Here is an 18,874-nt window from a genome sequence, read left to right as displayed (position 1 = left end):
TTTCTTTCTTAACGATTTTGAACGATTTTAGCTCTTCTTCTAATGTGTGCATAAATAACTATGCCTGTTGCAGCTAAAGCTGCGCCTATCAAAAGAATAGTATAATTCGACGTAGCTGTATTTGGCAGCCAGGAATTATCGCTGTTATCATTCGCTGATCTTACATACTGGCTATTGCTTCCTTTGTGATTATCTGTGTCCGTTTTGACATTTCCACTTGTAGTTGTGCTTCCTGAAATGTTGCTATTATTATTGGACGGATTAGCAGCTGGCGGGGCTGCTCCATTATTTCCATGTGATGGATCTGCATTTACTGGTGTTTCATCAACATCTCCGTCAGATGAATTGTCTCCTGGCGTTTCACCATTATCTCCATCAGATGGATCTGTATCTCCTGGTATTTCACCAGTATCCCCATCAGATGGATCTGTATCTCCTGGCGTTTCTCCAGTATCTCCATCAGATGGGTCTGTGTCTCCTGGCGCTTCTCCAGTATCTCCATCAGATGGATCTGTATCTCCTGGCGTTTCTCCAGTATCTCCATCAGATGGGTCTGTGTCTCCTGGCGCTTCTCCGTTATCTCCATCAGACGGGTCTGTGTCTCCTGGCGCTTCTCCGTTATCTCCATCAGACGGGTCTGTGTCTCCTGGCGTTTCTCCGTTATCTCCATCAGAAGGTTCCTCAGGAGTTCCTGTATCGTCCTCTTTTGCACCTTTTATGAAAGTCCAAATAGTTGATACAGCTTTTCCTGTATAATCATCTGCTGCAACAGCATACCAGGCGTATTCCTTGCCTTCTTCAAGCCCTTCCCACTCGACTTCTGCCGTTTTGCCGCTGTCGACATTTTCCTGTTTGCCGATTTCGTCATTCGTATAAACATTAACAGCGAAATAATCAGTTGCAACCCGCTTTTTCTCTGCTTCCAGGTCCATGTTTATAACAAGCTCATCTTTACCTGGATATTCTGCTGGATCATAGAAATTATAATCATCTAAATATGGTGAGTATGTGTTAACAATAATTCGGTTATTGTCCTGATCAAAGTGAAGTAGTTTTAAATAACCTTGACCTCCTTCAGGACCTCCTTGATAATCACCAAGCATTTGGTACACTTCTCTGTCAGCTGTTCCATCACCATTATCGTCCACTTCACTGATAAGTGTTTCTGAATCATGGTAATGACCGCTTAATACTGCGAGTACATTTTTGTTTGGTTTTACAACCTCTTCATACAGCTTTTCACCAATCGGGCTTCTGTTCCCAGAAACAAGTAAATATTCATGGAAGTTAAGGATTGCTTTGCGATCTGGATATTGCTTAAGGACGTTATTCATCCAAGCAATATCCTCATCATCAACGCCCCAGCCCATATACAGCATGATAAAATCATTGCCGCCAGATGAAATTAAATCATAGTGTCCTCTGTTGTTTTTGTAGGAATCTCCATAATAAGACTTGCTGCTGAATCTGTCTGCACCGAACCATTTATAATATTCGTTATAGTCATTCGACAGCTGGTCTACATCATGATTTCCTGCCAAAACACCATACGGAATGCCGTTGTCATCAAGCACCTGCATATATTCATCGGCATATTTCCATTGCTGCTCTTTATCTGCTTCATCAACAAGGTCACCAGTATGGAACACATACTTTATTTTCAGCTGGTCCTTCATTTCAGCAATCCACTCTGTCTGGCGCTTGAAAATATACGGGTAGCTCTCCGCATAATATTGTGTGTCTGACATCCATACAAACGTATAATCATACTCATCTGGAGAGCTTGGGATTTCATCCTGAATAATAACATTAATTTTGGAATCCTTCGCAAACTCTTTGACAGCTACATTTGCTTTTAATTCAAAGTCAGCACTGCCAGCTATCTTATATGTGAGCATTTTCCATTTGTTTTCAACAAAACTCCACGCATACATAGATACTTTTCGGCCTTCAAGCGATTTTCCGCTCCACTCTAGTTCCACTAAATCTTCCTCGCCTACTGATGAATCCAGCTCGACATCAAAACGATGATATGGGAATTGTGTATCAGAATCTGTCGTCAAATATTTTCCGTCAAGCGTTGAAACGGACGCAATTTCATTGTCAGACAGTGCTTTCTCACCTGCTGGCTTTTGCTCGGCTGGCGGCTCTGTGTCACTCGCATGCTGAAAGGCTTTTACATTGCTGCTACTTGCTGAATATTTAAAGCCCTTATAAAAGGAAACATCCAGCTTATCGTTCGTCGGATCTGCAACCTTCACTTTTAAAAGTGGATTGCCTTTTACAGTTTCTGCATTATCTGCAGGTGATACAAGCTCGGGCTTTGTTGGATTTTCATCATTCACTGTAAAAGTCACTTGTTTTTCGGCAATATTGCCTGCCTTATCTACTGCCGTAACAGATAATACATGTTCTCCTGGAGAAAGCTTAGATGACGCTGTTTCATATGGAGCTTCGATTATTTCATCATCAAGCATCATCTGGAACGATTCTACTCCAGCAATTTCATCACTTGCGCTGGCATTAATGGTAAAGGCTCCTCTGTATTCTTGCTTTTTCATGTTTGTTTCAATAGCAGGTGCCGTATTGTCCACCAAGATGGAAACAGACTTTTCATTTTGTCCATCCTTCGCACTTATCGTGTGCTTTCCATCACCAACTGTTTTACTGTCCCAATTATAGGCAGCAGCGCTAGTTTGCTCACTATTAAGTGTAAAATGGAAATGCTCGAAAGGACGATACGTTCCGTCATCTCCCATATCATAAATCTTATTGGGATCACTCTTCTCTGGGTCTCTTAAAATAGTTCCGTCTGCAAGCACAAGTCTGACATTACGCAATGAATAATCATCCCTGTTTTCTTCACTTTCTTCGAGCTGGAACGGCGATGCTTTATTTCCGGCACGGACTGTGATTTCATTGACTCCCTGCTTCAGTTTTTCAGCATCAATCGGAATCGTAAACGTCTTCCAATATGACATATTATCCTTATCAAGCAGCTGGATAATTTCATCACCCATCGTGATTGCATTTTTGAAATACATATTCAGACCGCTTATTTCAACAGCCAAATAGGCTTGTGTTTCAAGTGACGGGTTCATTGCTGCTGACAATTCTTTTCCATCAATAAAAAGCTTTACTTTATCAGCGTCATGATTACTCGACGTTCCTTTCAGCAGAACATTGCCGCTGACAATGCTGCCATCCTTTACATTAAGGCGAAGCTCTTCTGCATTTTCCGGGTTATTAATCTTGATTTGCTGCTTTTCTGTCTGCACTTCATTCACACCATCGGATGCAGTCAAATAATACTCGACATACTCTTTAGCAATAAAGTTGGCAGCATAAATGCTCGTTGTATAGAGATTATCATTGCCATCCTTTTTCAACAGAAGGCGCTCATATTCCTGTTCACCATTTGTCCGATAATAAACAGCAACTGTTTTTACCCCGTTATTATCATTTGCTTTTGCGGAAACTGTAATATCCTCTATTCCTGTTTCTGTTAGTGCTGTCGTATTTTCAATTGTCGGCGGTGTTGTATCTTCCTCCACAGCAACTGGCTTGCCAGGCACTTGACTTGCTTCCACACTTCCTGGAGTTCCTAACTTTTCACCGCTGCTTACCTTAATTGCAGTTGTGGAGCCGTCCTGCGGATATTTATACAAAATCCCCTTGTTAGCGGCAGTATCATCCACACCGAGAACATCATTATAGTAAGCTACACTAATCTCTTCTTGTGTATTTGTTGCAACGGCAATTCCCCTTAAATCACTGTTCGCCATTCCATCACTCTGAATGCGGACAATATCTTTGTTTTCCATAAGATTAGTCCCGTAATTAGCGTTAAAGTCGGCAACCGTCTTATCTCCATTAGCATTATTAATGATCCAGAATACCAATGTCCCTTTCGCCGGAATAACAACATCCTCAGGAACCGATGGCCAGACAACATCACTTGCAGGATCTGTTCCATATCGGTATTGAATCTTATAATCTTTAAAGTTTACTGGTTTATTCGTATTGTTATAGACTTCAATAAATTCATAGCCATCTGCTGAATTAACATTCGAGCTGTCAGGCACCAATTCTGTCACAAACAGCTCTGGTACTTTCGAATAATCCGTACTAACCTTTTTGACCGCAACGGTAAATTTGTCTGTTTCCGCACTGTTTGCTCCATCACTTGCTTCAATATAGTACGTTATATTAGAATCTACATCTTCAGCAGGTATAACTGCTTTATACTTGCCAGCTTCCTTTGTATCCTCTGTCATAGATAAAGAAAGATACTCATTCTGTGATTCTGACTTATAGTACAATGTTACAAACGGTTTTGACTTATCATCCTTCACAACAGCTTCAACAGAAATATCGGCGAAGGCTTCTCCGCTGCTGACTGCCTCATGGCTGATAGTTGGCGGATTCGAATCGTCAGACTGATCAAGCTCAACTGGTTTTGTCGGCACTTGGCCTTGTTTCAAACTGCCTGGGTTAGGACTTGCTAGAACCTCAAGCTTTTCCATTTCCGTTCCGCTTTTCGGGAACAAGTATTGGATTACCTTGCCGTCATTATTAGTTTCATCTCCCAAATAGGACGCAGAAACAAGCTCATTTCCGCCACGATCTTTGATAATGATCGCCCGATTACCTCCATTTGCGAATCCTGGGAAAGAATGAGTAAAGGACAGCAGGTTTTCTTCTGTTAAACTTGTGCCGTACTGACTGTTAAAATCAGCCAAGGCTTTATCACCATTATTGAACCAAAGCACAACCGTTGATTGCGGTTTAATAACTGCATCAGGCACTTTAAAACTAACATCTTTCCTGCTGCCATCTGTGTAGCGGTAGGCAAATGAGTAGTTCTTCAATGATACTGGCTGGTTTGTATTGTTATAAAGTTCAATATATTCATAGTAGTCTGTGCCGCTTCCTTTTGAGTTCGGTGCCAATTCAGTTAGAAGAAGCGGTATGGAGCTATATGTATCTTCCTGTTTAGCTACTTCAATCACATATTCCTCTGTTTTGGCAGTTGATGTTCCATCTGTCGCCTCTATGTAATAATGAATATTGGCTTGGACAGCTTCCTCTGGAATTACGGCAGAAAAGCCGGTGATGCTGCTGGCATCCTTGCTCATGAGCATAGACTGATAAGTGTCTTCCCCTTCTTGTTTATAATGAAGAGTTGCCGACGGAATTTTCATATTATCTGCGATATTTGCTGCAATTTTAATGGCTGTACCCTGTTTGCTGCTTTTAACTGCGCTATGTGAAATTTGCGGAGCTTCATTATCAGCAGCTGGAGGACTAATCTCCACTTGACTAGCTGGAACTTGATCTTCCAATAAGGTACCAGGTGTTGGAGCAGCTTTCGTTTTCAGCTTGTCCATGACTGTACCACTAGCAGGATAACGATATGCAACTGTTAACCCGGTATTGTCAGTTTCTCCAGGCAAGTAGTTCGCAGAAATGATTTCGGTTCCTGTAAGGCTCTTTATCGCAACTGCACGATTTCCACCGTTTGCAAATCCAGTGAAATCACCTTTAAAAGAAAGAAGTTGCTTTTCTGTTAAAGCTGTTTGAAAATGCTTATTAAAATCACTTATGTTTAAATCATCTTTATTGAACCAAATCACTTGGGTTTCTCCTGAGGCAATTGTCTTGTCAGGCAAACTGAGAAGTTTATCACCTTGGCTGCCATCTGTAAATTGATAGTAAAAGGCATAGCTTCCGAGATTAAGTGTCTGATTCGTATTATTGTACACTTCCACATACTCATAGGAATCAGTCCCTTTAGAATCAGGAGAAATTTCTGTTATTAACAGCTGGGGGTACTTACTGAAATCTTCTTCAGAAGCTTCCGCTTGCGGCTGTTCCACATCCTCCTGCTTCGGTTCTTCTGCAGCAGGCTTTTCTGTTACTTCTTCAGCTGGAGTCTCTGTTTTCGTTTCTTCCTCTTGTTTTACAACAGGCTCCTCTGCTGCTTTTGTTTCCGTTTCTTCTGAAGGCTTTTCTTCTGTTATTTCTTCTTCTGAATTAGCAGGTGCTTCATTTTGCTCCTTATCGATTGTTTCACTGGAGCTGTCTGTGCTTTTTTCTGATTCTTCATCAGGTGATGATGGCGCTTGCTGAGGTTCTAAAGGTTCTGCTGCGTACGATACTGCAGGGCGGCTGCTTGTAAAAATAGTAGAAAAAAAGAACACAACCATGAGCACAAGCAACATCCATTTCTTACTCGTCTTTCCCCTCTTGCGACTAATCATATTTGCCTCCTCTGCTTATTCATTTTCCTTCCCTCGTCCATCATAATAAAAAGTTTTTAAACTGCTTTTAACAATTTGTGAATAATTGTAAAGAAAAGGGGATATATGTAAATGGAATGTTAGCAGAGTTTTTCCTTTTGACCGAATTTCTGCAGTAACCCCATGTCCCATCTGCGTTATTCGCTATTTACAAAATGAAAACAAAAAAATTACATAATTCAGATATTTACACCATAGTAGAAAGCTATTCTATCTTTAGACCCAATTATATAGAGGAGGAACAAGAGGAAAAATGAAGCTATCAAAAAAATTAAAGGGAATTTCCACATTATCACTGACAGGCTTAATGTTGTTTTCTGCCTACCCATCCATCACACTTGCTGACAGCAGCTTAGACGTGAAAAAAATTGCTAGTTACAGTACTGGCATTACAGATGAGGATGGCGGCGTTGCCGAAATCGTCCAATACAATAAAGATAATGAGAAATTTTATGTTATTAATGGCAAAGCCCAGACAATTGATGTTGTAAACATGTCAGGTTTATACTCCACAGAAGTACAGAACCTACAAAAGGAAAAGTCCATTAACATTGCTGATGTAGTCAATTCAGACTCCTTTCAATATGGAGATTTAACAAGCATAGATATTAACACAGATAAAAAGATTATAGCTGCTGCCGTTCAAGATGCGGATTATACGAAAAATGGACGAATCGTTGTCATGAACTATGATGGAGAAGTGCAGGAAACATTTGAAGCTGGTGTACAGCCTGATATGGTTAAGATTTCAGATGATGGGAATTTCATCTTGACTGCAGACGAAGCAGAGCCAAGACAAGGGCTTGAAAACGGAGTTGATCCAGAAGGTTCTGTCACTATCGTTAATTACGACACAAAGGAAGTACAACAAGTAAAATTTAACGATACAAGTGTTATTGATCAAGATGTACATATCCGCAATAATGGAACGACAGCAGATGCAGTCCATGATCTTGAGCCAGAATATCTTGCTTTGAATAAGGATGCCAGCAAAGCTTATGTAACTCTGCAAGAAAATAACGCAGTTGCATCCATCGACGTAAAAACAGGCAAGGTGCTATCTGTTAAATCACTAGGATACAAAGACCATTCCGTAGAAGGAAATGGCTTGGATGCAGCCCGCAATGATAAAATTGAGATTAAACAATTGCCGATTCTAGGTGCTTATATGCCTGACTCCATTGCACAAACAGAAATTGGCGGTGTAGAGTATCTGCTTACTGCAAATGAAGGTGACGCGACAGAGTGGGAAGAATTTGTTAATATTGAAGACTTCAAAAAAGTAAAAGATTCCATTACTTTGGATACTTCCCTGTTTAAAGGCTTTACAAAAGAGGAAGCAGAAGCAGCCTTCCAGGATATGAAGGATTCAGGAGACTATGACAAGTTAGAAGTGCTAACAGACAGAGGCACAGATGCAATATATACACTCGGCGGCCGTTCCTTCTCCATTTGGAAAGCAGATACGATGGAGCTAGTATACGACAGCGGCAGCGACTTTGAGGATATTACAGCAGCCCAATATCCTGATGTATTTAACTGGTCAAATGATGATAATGTGTTTGAGAAAAGAAGTGCCAAAAAAGGACCTGAGCCTGAAGATGTTAAAGTCGGTCAGATCGGTAATGATTTATATGCATTTATCGGACTTGAAAGAATCGGCGGTTACATGACCTATAATATCTCTAATCCTTCTTCCCCGTCTTTTGCTAACTATTTAAATACGAGAGATTTCTCTAGTGCTGTTTCCGGAGATGTGGCACCAGAAGGACTTGAGTTTATTGAAGCAGCAGATAGTCCTACAGGCAGACCTCTTGTACTTGTCGGCAATGAGGTAAGTGGTACTGTATCAGTTAACGAGTACCAAACAGAACAGGTTATCCCGATTGAAGAGATTGCTCTAACTGAAACAGAAGCCACCTTGGAAGTTAGCAAAACTTTAGCCCTTACTGCTTCCGTTAAACCAGCAAACACAACAGAGAGTAAAGAATTAACATGGACAAGCTCTGACGCAAATATTGCCACAGTAAATGAAACAGGGCTAGCCACAGCTGTAGCGCCAGGAACTGCGACAATTACTGTAGAAACGGCTGATAAAAAACACCAGGCAACTAGTGTTATTACAGTTACTGCACCAGTTGTAGCTGATGATGAAAATGATGCTGACCAAGATACAGACACAGATACTGAGACTGGCAGTAATATTCCTGACGAAGAAACCTCTTCACAAAACGATCAAGATAACTCTAGCACTGAGAACAGCAGTGACAATAACAGCAATGAGTCTGAAAATACAGAGGTTGTCGAGACTGTAGCTGGAAATGACGACAACAACGATGGCAATGCACTGCCTGATACAGCAACAAGCAATTACAGCTTCTTATTGTATGGCGGTATCATTCTTGCCGGCGGCGGAATTCTTTACTTTATTGCAAAACGAAAGTTAGCATAAGCGCAATCCCCCTGTTATGACAAAGGGGGATTTTTCCTTTCTTTAATGGAGGTAAAAATCAGCCTGAAAAAGGCGATAAAAATTGCCGCAATCATAATTGTACCAATCACAACTATTGCACGGTTCATCAGACGGTATTGAAAGAAAGCAGCTTTATCAAAATATTGGTTTTCTTTCTTTATTTTTTCCTTTTCCACCGTTGTGCGTTCTCCTTTTACTAAGAGGCGATAAGTGCTGCTTCCGTATGGATGGCATGTTAATAGTGTTATAATATCCTTATCTGGAATTAAGTCCAGCTTGTCCGTTTGCGTCGGCAATATTGTTTCTTTCTCATAAACTTTATAAGCATGTTTTTCTCCATATATATGAACAAAGAAAATATCTCCTGTTACCATATCATCTATATTGCGTAGAAACCGTGAATATTTATAGCCTCGATGGCCTGCTAATACAGAATGGGTATTAACACCGCCATAAGGCAACGATGTCCCTTGGATAATACCAATTCCCTTGCTCAAATGATCATCTGTCGCTCCCATATAAATCGGCAGATTCTCACCGATTTTCGGCAGTTCTAAATAACCGATGATTTCATCTCCTGCTTCTCCTTGTTGATCTGCTTTATCTTCACCAAACGGATCAATTTGCCCATCTCCCCAATTCTCCATCTCTGCATTTAATATACTGGCAGACTCCTTCTCCACCGCAAACTTGCTGACTGCTGCTTGCTCATAATAGGAAGCTATTGCTCGATCACGTTTAAAGTCGTTATAGAAAATAATCCATTGCGGATATAAAAGAATACATAAACCAACAAGAAATATTGTCATTCCTATTATTTTTTTCAGCATCATTCCGTATCCCTTTTTGCCTTTCTTCTGTCCCTGATAATCAGAATGATAATGATCAATAAAATGAGTGCCAGCGAGATAATATACTCTAAATAGCGCATGAAAAATGACTCGATATCCATTGCCTCATCTGCTGATACGAATGGTATTCTATGCCCTCTGACAAGCATGCGATGTGTATTAATCATATAAGGCTCGCATGTTATTAATGTTGTATAATCTTTGTCTTTTATGATTGCAAGATCCTCCACTTGTTCCGGTTCAACAACTTTTATTTGATCCACTTTATAAGCTAAAGTCCTTCCTAAGCTTTTCACATAAAAGACATCGCCCTTATTTAGCTTATCTAAATTGCGAAACAGCTCAGCTGTAGGCAAACCTCGATGACCAGTTAAGACAGTATGAACGCCTTTTCCGCCAACAGGCAAAGAGGATGACGGCAAATATCCGACACCTTTAGCCAGTATCTTATCTGACACACCTAAAAGAATCGGCAGCTTTACAGAAATTTTCGGAATTTCAACAGCGCCGATTACTTCTCCTTCCAAAAAGCCTTCCGGATACTTAACAGCTCCTCCCTCCTTCTGTTTGGAACTTGCTGAAAATGGGTCGAGATAAGCGATGCTTCCAGATGCTAATCTGTTATTAAATGCCTCTGCATCTTGCAGGCGTTTTTCTTTTATTTTGTCAGATAACCCGCCCACCTTATCCTCATAGCCTTCAATCATATTGTATTGAAGCCTGTTATTATACCAATTAGAAATAAGGGGAAAAGTAAAAACTCCCACACCGATTAAAAATATGATTGCTACAAGGAGCTTTCTTCTCATGCTGCACCTCCTAAAAAGAAGAATGCAAGAGAATCAGCTCCCACATTCTTCTTTTAACTTTTAAGCTGTATCGCCTTTTCTATTTTTCAGAAGGAATGCTGCGCCAATCATAAGTACCAATCCAATGACTGTGAAAATGATTGTCCCGATTCCGCCGGTTTGCGGGATAATGCCTTTTTTGACGTTCTCTACTTGCAGGGTTGGGTGAAGCTCTAATTCAGAAGTAGCAGAACTTTCTCTTTCTACTTTTACCTTAATTGGTTCAGTTAGGTTGTTATAGCCTGACGGTGCTTCTGTTTCGACAATAAAATATGTGCCGATTGAAAGCTGTCGCCAATTAATTTTTCCGTTTCCATCTGTTGTTTGCTCAGCACTTAATGGCACCGCCACTATGCCGTCAATTGTAATTGCCTCATCAGGAGCTTGTTCATCTTCACCAAGTGCTTTATATAATTGAAACTTGGCTCCAGCTAGAGGTTCCTTCTTTAAAGAATCGACTTTGTTTAACTCAATAGAGCCTTCTTGTGTTTCTGTGTATACTCCATTTGTATCTACTGTGTTTTCTGTTCCATCATGGATTGTTAATACAATATTACCTTTGTTTTCAATTGGCCTTATATCATCTATGGCCTGTTCATTAACCTTTACGGAAAAGCTAAATTCCAATTGATCTCCTGCTGCTAACTTCAGCATTCCATTAGCATTCATTACTGCCTTTAAAGTGTTTGAACCAGAGTCAAAAACAATAGAATAATCGTTTCCTTGCACCAGATCGATAGCTTCACCATCTCTAATGATGGAAAGCACTCCTGTATTCTCTGCATATGTCAAACGCGAATCTAGTATATCAATCACAGATGCTTCCTTATATTTACGAATGTCATTTCCTTGCTCATCCTTAACATTCCCAGCAATATCTGCAGGTACATTAGCATTAATTTTGTAATCGATGCTGTCACCTACAGCTATAGACATTGGATTATTTTGTTCCGGTGCCCTGTACTCGCCTTCACCAGCTGGTCTTTGCGATTTATCTGCAGAAAATGGTTCATTTTTTGGATAAATATGAACATCATATACAAGTTCGCCATTTTGATAGAATAAATCTCCATCCTCACCGACTAAAGGAATGTCGATTTGATAAGTGGTTGTATCTGCTGCATGCCCAGGCGGTGCCGAAATTTCTTTCATTTCATACCTTCCCAGCGGCAGATCATCAAATAATACAATCCCCTCACTATTCGTTACAAGAGTGTCTGTATAAGTGTCTGAATTCCCAAGTGCTACGATATTGCCTGTAGCTTCATCTAGCTTATGTGTTTGAACTATCTCAAACTCTGCACCAGGAAGCGGCTCTGTTCCATCTGGAATCGCTCCTTCTACCCCAGTCCCCGGAAACGTTATTGACTCTTCCCCCATGCTTAATTTATGAACCGTTATGCTACCTGTTTTATTCGGGTCAATGGTGGACGCTGCATCAACAGTAAAGCCTCCTAAACCTAATGCTGTAATAATAAGTGATGCGAAAATAAGCTTCATTACTTTCTTCATTCTTATTCCTCCTGTTAATTTATAAATTTACTACGCGAGGATTTTTTTTAGTATAAGAGATTATGTGCTTCTTCTTCGCGAAAAATAAATGGCACCAAATATAAGCAGTGCTCCTGCAAGCGTGAAGGCGATTGTTCCGATTCCTCCGCTTAACGGCAAGCTGCCCTTTTGATAATTAATTACATCATAGGAGTAGATGACACTTCCGTCCTGCTGTGTTTCACTGACCACATCTATAGTCTCGTTACCATATGCTGCTGTCATCTTTCCCTCTGAATCTATCACTATCGTAATTTCTCCTTGAAGCAGCCTGAACCCATCTGGAGATTCTGTTTCCCTCAGTCTGTAAGTGCCGGGAGCTTGTTTCGGGAAGAGAATAACTCCATTATCAGTCTCCAGTGTTAAGCTGTCAGCAAGCTCTTGATTTTCATCTAAAATTATCCCATCACCGGCTGCTTTTAATTCAAATACAGCATTGCCATCCTTTATTAAACTGCCTTCTTCATCTGTTTTTTGAAGCTTCATCGTACTAAACTGGCCAAGCTCGTTTGTGATAAGAATATTAGTCAAATCCTGAATTGGATCTTCTTTTGGACCTAGATTTTGATATTCAATACCCATTAGCTGATAAGGCCCGTTATAATCCTCCTCGACCCGATAGCCGTATTGAAAGCCTTGATGTCTGCCAAAGTCAAATAGCCATTCGCCGTTATCATTTTCCTCTACGGTCAATTCATCCACCAATTCTTTTGATTCTTCCATAAGTTCACCAGTGCCAGTAAATGTTCCGTCAGCATTTAAACTGATATCCCGTTTATATCTATACAGCTTCAATTGCAGACTCTCAGGCCGTAAGGCTGGAACATTATCATCATCCCAAACCTTCTTGCCGCTGACTGCCGGCCAGTAGTCAAGATTCTTCTCATAATAAAAATCATGGATGAAAAATTTATCATCAGCGCTTAAGTATTTCAGGTGATTTAATGTATATTCCGCTTCCTGATTCTGATTTATAAATGTCCAGTATGGCATAACTCCTTCAGGGATGCCTTCATTGCCAGCGGCTTCATAACTCTTAATCCTGACTTTGTCATACCCAAAAGTTGGCTTCTCTGATTCAATCGTATTGCCAGCTTCATCTGTGCCGATTACATAACCGTCCTTACCTAAGGGAAGACCATAAAACTCCTCATCGTTCGTAACGTTTCTGACATGGTCGTCTGTTGCATTATAAACTTGGATATCCTCTTGTCCATCTTCAGTTCCCAATCCAACATGTTTCAGCACTGTTTTCGTATAAATATTGTCAGCAATATATGTTGCTGGAATATAGGTAGTCATATGATGTTGTGTCGACCCGTCTTCCCGTGTCACTCGATAACGCTCATCCTCGATAAGAAAATAGATCATGCTGTTATCTGTGATTTCCAATTCAAAAGTCTTCGATGTATCTTCCGTCTCAGCTAAGACCGGTTCTTCAAGTAACTCTCCCTTTTCAAATTCGCTGTCTGCATACAGCTCCTTGAATTCTTCAGGACTGAATTCATCATCCATATCCATATTCCTCTCATATGGAACAACGATATATTTGATGCTCGTAATCGAGTTAGTAACATATGACGGCAGCTCCTCATTAAAGGATGACGCCGGTATATCAACTGTGATTTTTGCCGTATCTACATTGGTTTCTCCTGCTTCCTTATAAACCTTTTTAGCTGGTTTAGATGGTTTTACAGTTGCTATTCCCATTCTCGGCTGGCCGCGCATATACATGACTTCATGTACCGCTTCTTCATAAAGCACTTCCTCTACACTGCCACCTCTGTCATACTTGGGATTGTAATCAGAACCCCAAGAAATTATCCCCCTGCCTTCATTCGATCCCCAAGTAAATATATTTCCATCTCGATCCAGTATCATATATTGCGATAAAAAGGAGGCGATTTGCTGCACATAAGGAACTTCCTTAAACGCTGTGTCAATCCATGGTTTTTCCACTGGATCGACTACCGGCGTGCCAATCTCTGTAGTTTTGTCTCCATTTCTGTCCAGCTTATAATAAAAGCCTTTCAACCAGCTTCCTTCTGTTTCCGCCTGATAAGCAATTTTAGTAATCCCATCTTTGTCCAATACATTGCCTTTAGAATCTTTAAGCATATATTTTTCATCATAAATGGTAGGATGGTTTATACTATCAGGAATGGAATACCCAAAATAATCATTTGCTGCAATACCTGTTTGACTGTCCCCAGTAAGATAGACTGGCAGCTTAGGATCTGAATCATACAGCTGTGTATCGCCATCTCCAATTTGCTTCGGCCATTGCTGAGCCACTTTTGTAAGATCGTCCTCTGAAGTCAGTGAGCTCCCTTCCTTTCCAAATCCATAAAAGTAGTTGTAACCCCATGCCCATGTTTTTCCATACTGATCAATAAAAAAATGAACTAGGTCACCTGATGATAACGATTGGGGAATAGGGGTATAACCAGCTTCTCCTTCATCAATTTCAAGAATTACCGGACGAAAACTTATTATTTTTTGTATGATAGTATTATCTTCTCGACTGTAATCAAACATACCCCATTGCCATACTTTGTGATTTTCATCCAAAGCTGTATTCAGTCCAACAGCTGAGGATATATCTGTTATCTTACCCATGCCAGCTGGTTTTTCGAGCTTTGTGAATATGTTTACTTGTGGGGAATTCTCTTTATCTTTTTCTGTGTACTCGCTGCCGTCTCCTTGTCTACCTCCGTATTTCCAACCGGCCATATAAATGTCGCCTTTATCATCCAATATTTGGGTTTGACCATCACCTCCGATAATTTTGACAATTGACCCCATGTCGCTAGGCAACTGAACCTTTACAGGAGTTGGCTGCATCTCCGCTGCGTCGCCAATCCCCAATTGGCCATATTTATTTGTACCCCAGCACCACAGCTCATTATTTTCAGCTATTGCAAATATTGTTGTTGCATGTACGCCTGCATTAGTAAAGATTGTTTTAATTTTAGGCAGGTTTTCTACAGCAGTAGGAATAGATACCCCTATACCTACTTGTCCATTTCCCATCTCCCCGGCTGCACCCAATCCCCATACGTACACATCACCTGTAGTGGATAAAGCAATACGAGTATGCCAATTGGAGAGCGTATCATCGAATTTCACATCGGTTATTATCTTTCCATTCTTCATGAACTCAGTGATTTTTGTCATTCCGCCCACACTCTTGAACATATCAGAAATATTCAAGCCTAGTTGGAAGAAATAATTCCATCCCCATGTCCAGATGTTTTTGTCATAGTCCAATGCCATTCCGCCAAATCCACCAGCATTCACTTTGGTGAACTTCGTAAGGTAAATCAGCCCGAATGAACCTGCATCTGTTCCATTATCGGCCCTTTGCATATAGCTTTTTGGGTTTGTTGGTGCAGATGTTTCTTCTTTTGGTGTTTCTTCTTTTGGTGTTTCTTCTACTGGTGCTTCCTCTTTTGCTGTTTCTTGCTCTGAGGCGGGTTCGTCATCCTCTTGTTGTGCCGTAGGCTGTTGTTCCTTTTTCTCTCCTTCCTTTACAAGCTCTTTGTCGTCTGCATTATCACCAGCATTAACGGCTGGCTCTTTCTCCCTTTCTTCCTTATCTGTATCTGTCTCTACCGGTTCTGCTTCATTTGAATTTTGATTCAAGTCATTTTCAGTTCCTTCAGTCTCCAGCTGTTCGCCTGCAGGGTCATTGCTAGCATTTATATCTCCAACTGCATATATCTCCATCGGAATCATTGTAATGATTAGCGAAATTATCAATAGCAGCGAAAATAACTTATTTGAAATTATTGCTCTTTTCATTTCTGCCTCCTTGCTTTAATGAAAGGGAGAAGTTCACAAAAAAAATAACAGATACATGCAAATTTTAAAGGAGCTATTCAGTTAATGTGTTTCTTTCGTGGAACGGTCAGTTTCTATTTTGGAATAGTAATAGAAGAATGCTGATTATAATAGTCTTTATCCATCTCAAAATAGGAAGATAAAGGAAAATCAAGGTGAGTATGTAATTAATTAAAAATAGATACTTGGGGGATCAAAAATCTTGTATATTTTGTGACAAAAATAGGAAGTGAAATTTTAACATACAAAAAAACAGCTTAACCTGTTGAGGTCAAGCTGTTATTTCTTGTGATATTTATATGTTAATCAAGTATTTTCATCTTTAGTTGTCGTAATTTGTATTTCAGCTCGGCATTAAGCTCCAATAAGACATCCTGCTCAAGATCGCCTTTCGGCAGCTTTCCGCTTGGCTTTTCCAGTAAAAAGGGACTTTTTCTTTTCTTTGATGTCATCATATTCCCCCACGCTGTTATTATCATAAGCTTAGTATATTTACTGTATAGGCAAAATATGTGTTTCTTAATCATGCAGATGGATTATATTTGTTCCTCTGGCAGTCTTGTTGTATTTTAAGTGATTGACCACTTCATCACTCTTTTCGAACAATTCCCTTGTATATAATGCTGTAGGAACATGTGGAAGAGATGATGTTGATTTTTTAACAATAAGAGGTGATTGGTTTTTCTTTCTTATCCGACCAGCTTCTCTGACTGCAGGCATCGAGTAATCTTTGTCCTCCATGATATCTGTTCCTTTCCTTGTTTATACTTCCATTTTATCATTATATTCATGAATCTTCCACCTATAAGAGCGCCCGTTTTTAATGCTCTTTGTACCAGGAGTGAATTACTGCAAGGTCAATGATATAGTCAAAATCAATTTGCAGCAAGGGCTCCTTTTCCGATTCAACAGAAATAACGACAGGATGGATTAATTTCGTGAAAGGAATAAGTACCGTTTTATTGTCTAATTGCACAATTGTCTCTTCATTTAAGCGATTCAGCTGATCTTCCTCCAGTTCTATCCCGAGAGTGGTCCCGACTTCAGCAGAAAAGATGATATCATCCTCCTTGCAGAAAACGGTAATATCCTGTCTGCATACTTCGCCATAAGCATACAGGAAGTCCTCAAGGCTTATACGATAGTCTTCTATGTCAGTCCAATCCTGCGTTCCAAACGAATAGGTGGCAATACTGTCTAAAATGGTTGTGAACTGCTTACTCCTGCTTTTCGTCTGAATGATTACCTTTTTCATTTCATCATTAATACTTTCTACTTCATTGATGCTTTCTACTTCTGCTACCCCGATTCGTTTTATATTCGGTGTGATAAATATTGCCAAGTCTACAAAAACAAACATAAGAGCCATTAATGCGTAGCTCCTCCATTCGCTCTCCTTAAATCCCATATCCATCAGCAGCAATATCATGCCAACAATGAATAAAAAATACCATGTCCGTCTCAAGTTCTGCTTGTACTCTCGGAAAAAAATCGGAAACGCCCAGCTAATATATAACATAGTAGCCGTAAATCCAATTAATAAACTCCATTTATTCCCTTGCAAAAAAGCAACAGCCTCATTGCCCCAATAATTTTTCATCAACACTATAAGGGCGAAAACAACAAGCGGAAATGCAATCTTGATTATCTGCTTCTGTGAATCTTTTCTAATCATCATCCCTGTTTCCTTCCCCTCTTTTGAGCAGTGATTGAAGACTGGACAAGTATAGTGCTCTAGCGGTATAGGTTATTAATAACTTTATAGTGTTATAGTAATTCTACCAAATATCTGGATTTATTTGGAACCAAAACTGCCCTTTATAACCAAAAACACCAAAAATAGGACATATTTGCTAGATTATCTTCTGAATTCTTTATTACACAAAAATTAGGGAATAATGTGTTCTCTGTCAGACTGTAGATACATTCGAAAAAGAGGTTTAAAGATAGCAAAACACAGAATTTTTTCTTATGAGTTGCTGCTTAGTTTTTCTTGTTCTGCAATTCGTCCACATGCAGCTTTCTTATTTCTGGAGACGTGACATTTACCCTTTCCAAAGTGTTATACATAATCTTAAGGACAAGATCTGAAAAAATTGGAGTTGGATTTGTCAGCTTGAGGACATTGCATTTTCTTGCAATAAAATCTGAAAGCTCAGTGTCATATACAATAAGATCGTTCTTTCTATGAAGGTATGTATATTTAGTTTACTTGTTTATGTACACAAAAAAACCAGCATCCTATTAAACTAGGAGCTGGTTTACTTAATTGATACCGGTGGCCGGGGTCGAACCGGCACTCCAGAGGAACACGATTTTGAGTCGTGCGCGTCTGCCAATTCCGCCACACCGGCGTAATAATTTTTTGGAGGCGGCAACCGGATTTGAACCGGTGATAAAGGTTTTGCAGACCTTGGCCTTACCACTTGGCTATGCCGCCTTGACAATAATGGAGCGGAAGACGGGGTTCGAACCCGCGACCCCCACCTTGGCAAGGTGATGTTCTACCACTGAACTACTTCCGCATAATGGCTGGGCTAGCTGGATTCGAACCAACGAGTGACGGAGTCAAAGTCCGTTGCCTTACCGCTTGGCTATAGCCCAATAACATTATATTCAGGATTATCAAAAATTATTATAAATATATATGGGGCGAATAATGGGAATCGAACCCACGAGTGTCGGAGCCACAATCCGATGCGTTAACCACTTCGCCATATCCGCCATGTTATTCATTTGGCAGGGGTAGTAGGAATCGAACCCACACCGGAGGTTTTGGAGACCTCTGTTCTACCTTTAAACTATACCCCTGTATTCAAATGGTGGAGGGGGACGGATTCGAACCGCCGAACCCGAAGGAGCGGATTTACAGTCCGCCGCGTTTAGCCACTTCGCTACCCCTCCGACATAAATGGTGGCTCAGGACGGAATCGAACCGCCGACACAAGGATTTTCAGTCCTTTGCTCTACCGACTGAGCTACTGAGCCTTTATACTTTTTTTGAAA

General features: G+C 40.3%; 9 protein-coding genes and 8 tRNA genes. 1 reads left to right on the top strand and 16 read right to left on the bottom strand.

Annotation, left to right across the window (positions count from 1 at the left end; genetic code table 11):
• Positions 1-8: 8 nt before the first annotated feature.
• Positions 9-6,263 (bottom strand): lamin tail domain-containing metallophosphoesterase family protein, encoded by a 6,255-nt coding sequence (locus tag ACLIJJ_RS05290; RefSeq protein WP_411410639.1) that lies wholly within the window; start codon positions 6,261-6,263, stop codon positions 9-11.
• A 292-nt stretch (positions 6,264-6,555) separates the two neighbouring features.
• On the opposite strand from ACLIJJ_RS05290, the gene ACLIJJ_RS05285 reads away from it, so the two are divergent.
• On the top strand, positions 6,556-8,754 hold the full coding sequence (locus ACLIJJ_RS05285; RefSeq protein ID WP_411410638.1) for a choice-of-anchor I family protein: 2,199 nt from the start codon (positions 6,556-6,558) through the stop codon (positions 8,752-8,754).
• A 14-nt stretch (positions 8,755-8,768) separates the two neighbouring features.
• Here the strand turns inward: ACLIJJ_RS05285 and ACLIJJ_RS05280 are convergent, their stop codons facing one another.
• From ACLIJJ_RS05280 to ACLIJJ_RS05210, 15 genes are all read right to left on the bottom strand, one after another.
• Entirely contained in the window at positions 8,769-9,608 is an 840-nt protein-coding gene (locus ACLIJJ_RS05280) for a class C sortase (protein ID WP_233319432.1), read from the bottom strand.
• Positions 9,605-10,435 carry a class C sortase gene (locus ACLIJJ_RS05275; protein ID WP_233319433.1) on the bottom strand — a complete coding sequence of 277 codons (831 nt, stop codon included), beginning with the start codon at positions 10,433-10,435 and terminating at the stop codon, positions 9,605-9,607. Before ACLIJJ_RS05275 ends, ACLIJJ_RS05280 begins: the two co-directional genes overlap by 4 nt.
• A 60-nt stretch (positions 10,436-10,495) precedes the next feature.
• Entirely contained in the window at positions 10,496-11,986 is a 1,491-nt protein-coding gene (locus ACLIJJ_RS05270; protein WP_411410637.1) for a SpaH/EbpB family LPXTG-anchored major pilin, read from the bottom strand.
• 60 nt (positions 11,987-12,046) lie between these two features.
• Positions 12,047-15,829: a SpaA isopeptide-forming pilin-related protein gene (locus tag ACLIJJ_RS05265; protein ID WP_411410636.1), complete on the bottom strand. Its 3,783-nt coding sequence runs from the start codon at positions 15,827-15,829 to the stop codon at positions 12,047-12,049.
• A 341-nt stretch (positions 15,830-16,170) separates the two neighbouring features.
• Positions 16,171-16,323 (bottom strand): hypothetical protein, encoded by a 153-nt coding sequence (locus tag ACLIJJ_RS05260; RefSeq protein ID WP_233319440.1) that lies wholly within the window; start codon positions 16,321-16,323, stop codon positions 16,171-16,173.
• A 64-nt stretch (positions 16,324-16,387) separates the two neighbouring features.
• Positions 16,388-16,609: a hypothetical protein gene (locus ACLIJJ_RS05255; protein WP_251645037.1), complete on the bottom strand. Its 222-nt coding sequence runs from the start codon at positions 16,607-16,609 to the stop codon at positions 16,388-16,390.
• A 79-nt stretch (positions 16,610-16,688) separates the two neighbouring features.
• Complete coding sequence (locus tag ACLIJJ_RS05250; RefSeq protein WP_233319443.1) at positions 16,689-17,546, bottom strand: type II toxin-antitoxin system SpoIISA family toxin; 858 nt, start codon at positions 17,544-17,546, stop codon at positions 16,689-16,691.
• A gap of 595 nt (positions 17,547-18,141) precedes the next feature.
• Positions 18,142-18,222 (bottom strand) — tRNA-Leu (locus ACLIJJ_RS05245).
• 12 nt (positions 18,223-18,234) lie between these two features.
• Positions 18,235-18,308: transfer RNA gene (locus ACLIJJ_RS05240), tRNA-Cys, on the bottom strand.
• 10 nt (positions 18,309-18,318) lie between these two features.
• Positions 18,319-18,393: transfer RNA gene (locus ACLIJJ_RS05235), tRNA-Gly, on the bottom strand.
• A gap of 4 nt (positions 18,394-18,397) precedes the next feature.
• Positions 18,398-18,472 (bottom strand) — tRNA-Gln (locus ACLIJJ_RS05230).
• Between the two features lie 44 nt (positions 18,473-18,516).
• A tRNA-His gene (locus ACLIJJ_RS05225) sits at positions 18,517-18,592 on the bottom strand.
• A 13-nt stretch (positions 18,593-18,605) separates the two neighbouring features.
• Positions 18,606-18,679 (bottom strand) — tRNA-Trp (locus ACLIJJ_RS05220).
• A gap of 9 nt (positions 18,680-18,688) precedes the next feature.
• Positions 18,689-18,772 (bottom strand) — tRNA-Tyr (locus ACLIJJ_RS05215).
• A gap of 8 nt (positions 18,773-18,780) precedes the next feature.
• Positions 18,781-18,856, bottom strand: a tRNA-Phe gene (locus ACLIJJ_RS05210).
• Positions 18,857-18,874: the final 18 nt, after the last annotated feature.

It is taken from the genome of Niallia laureatilytica (genome assembly GCF_046613985.1).
Lineage (GTDB): Bacteria > Bacillota > Bacilli > Bacillales > Cytobacillaceae > Niallia.
The sequence above is the reverse complement of the archived record's forward strand: the minus strand, read 5'-3'. Positions and strand labels throughout refer to the sequence as shown.

Excerpts from the sequence above, each read along its gene's own strand:
- ACLIJJ_RS05290 (WP_411410639.1), bottom strand. The coding sequence starts at position 6,263 with ATGATTAGTCGCAAGAGGGGAAAGACGAGTAAGAAATGGATGTTGCTT.
- ACLIJJ_RS05285 (WP_411410638.1), top strand. The coding sequence starts at position 6,556 with ATGAAGCTATCAAAAAAATTAAAGGGAATTTCCACATTATCACTGACA.
- ACLIJJ_RS05280 (WP_233319432.1), bottom strand. The coding sequence starts at position 9,608 with ATGATGCTGAAAAAAATAATAGGAATGACAATATTTCTTGTTGGTTTA.
- ACLIJJ_RS05275 (WP_233319433.1), bottom strand. The coding sequence starts at position 10,435 with ATGAGAAGAAAGCTCCTTGTAGCAATCATATTTTTAATCGGTGTGGGA.
- ACLIJJ_RS05270 (WP_411410637.1), bottom strand. The coding sequence starts at position 11,986 with ATGAAGAAAGTAATGAAGCTTATTTTCGCATCACTTATTATTACAGCA.
- ACLIJJ_RS05265 (WP_411410636.1), bottom strand. The coding sequence starts at position 15,829 with ATGAAAAGAGCAATAATTTCAAATAAGTTATTTTCGCTGCTATTGATA.
- ACLIJJ_RS05260 (WP_233319440.1), bottom strand. The coding sequence starts at position 16,323 with ATGATGACATCAAAGAAAAGAAAAAGTCCCTTTTTACTGGAAAAGCCA.
- ACLIJJ_RS05255 (WP_251645037.1), bottom strand. The coding sequence starts at position 16,609 with ATGGAGGACAAAGATTACTCGATGCCTGCAGTCAGAGAAGCTGGTCGG.
- ACLIJJ_RS05250 (WP_233319443.1), bottom strand. The coding sequence starts at position 17,546 with ATGATGATTAGAAAAGATTCACAGAAGCAGATAATCAAGATTGCATTT.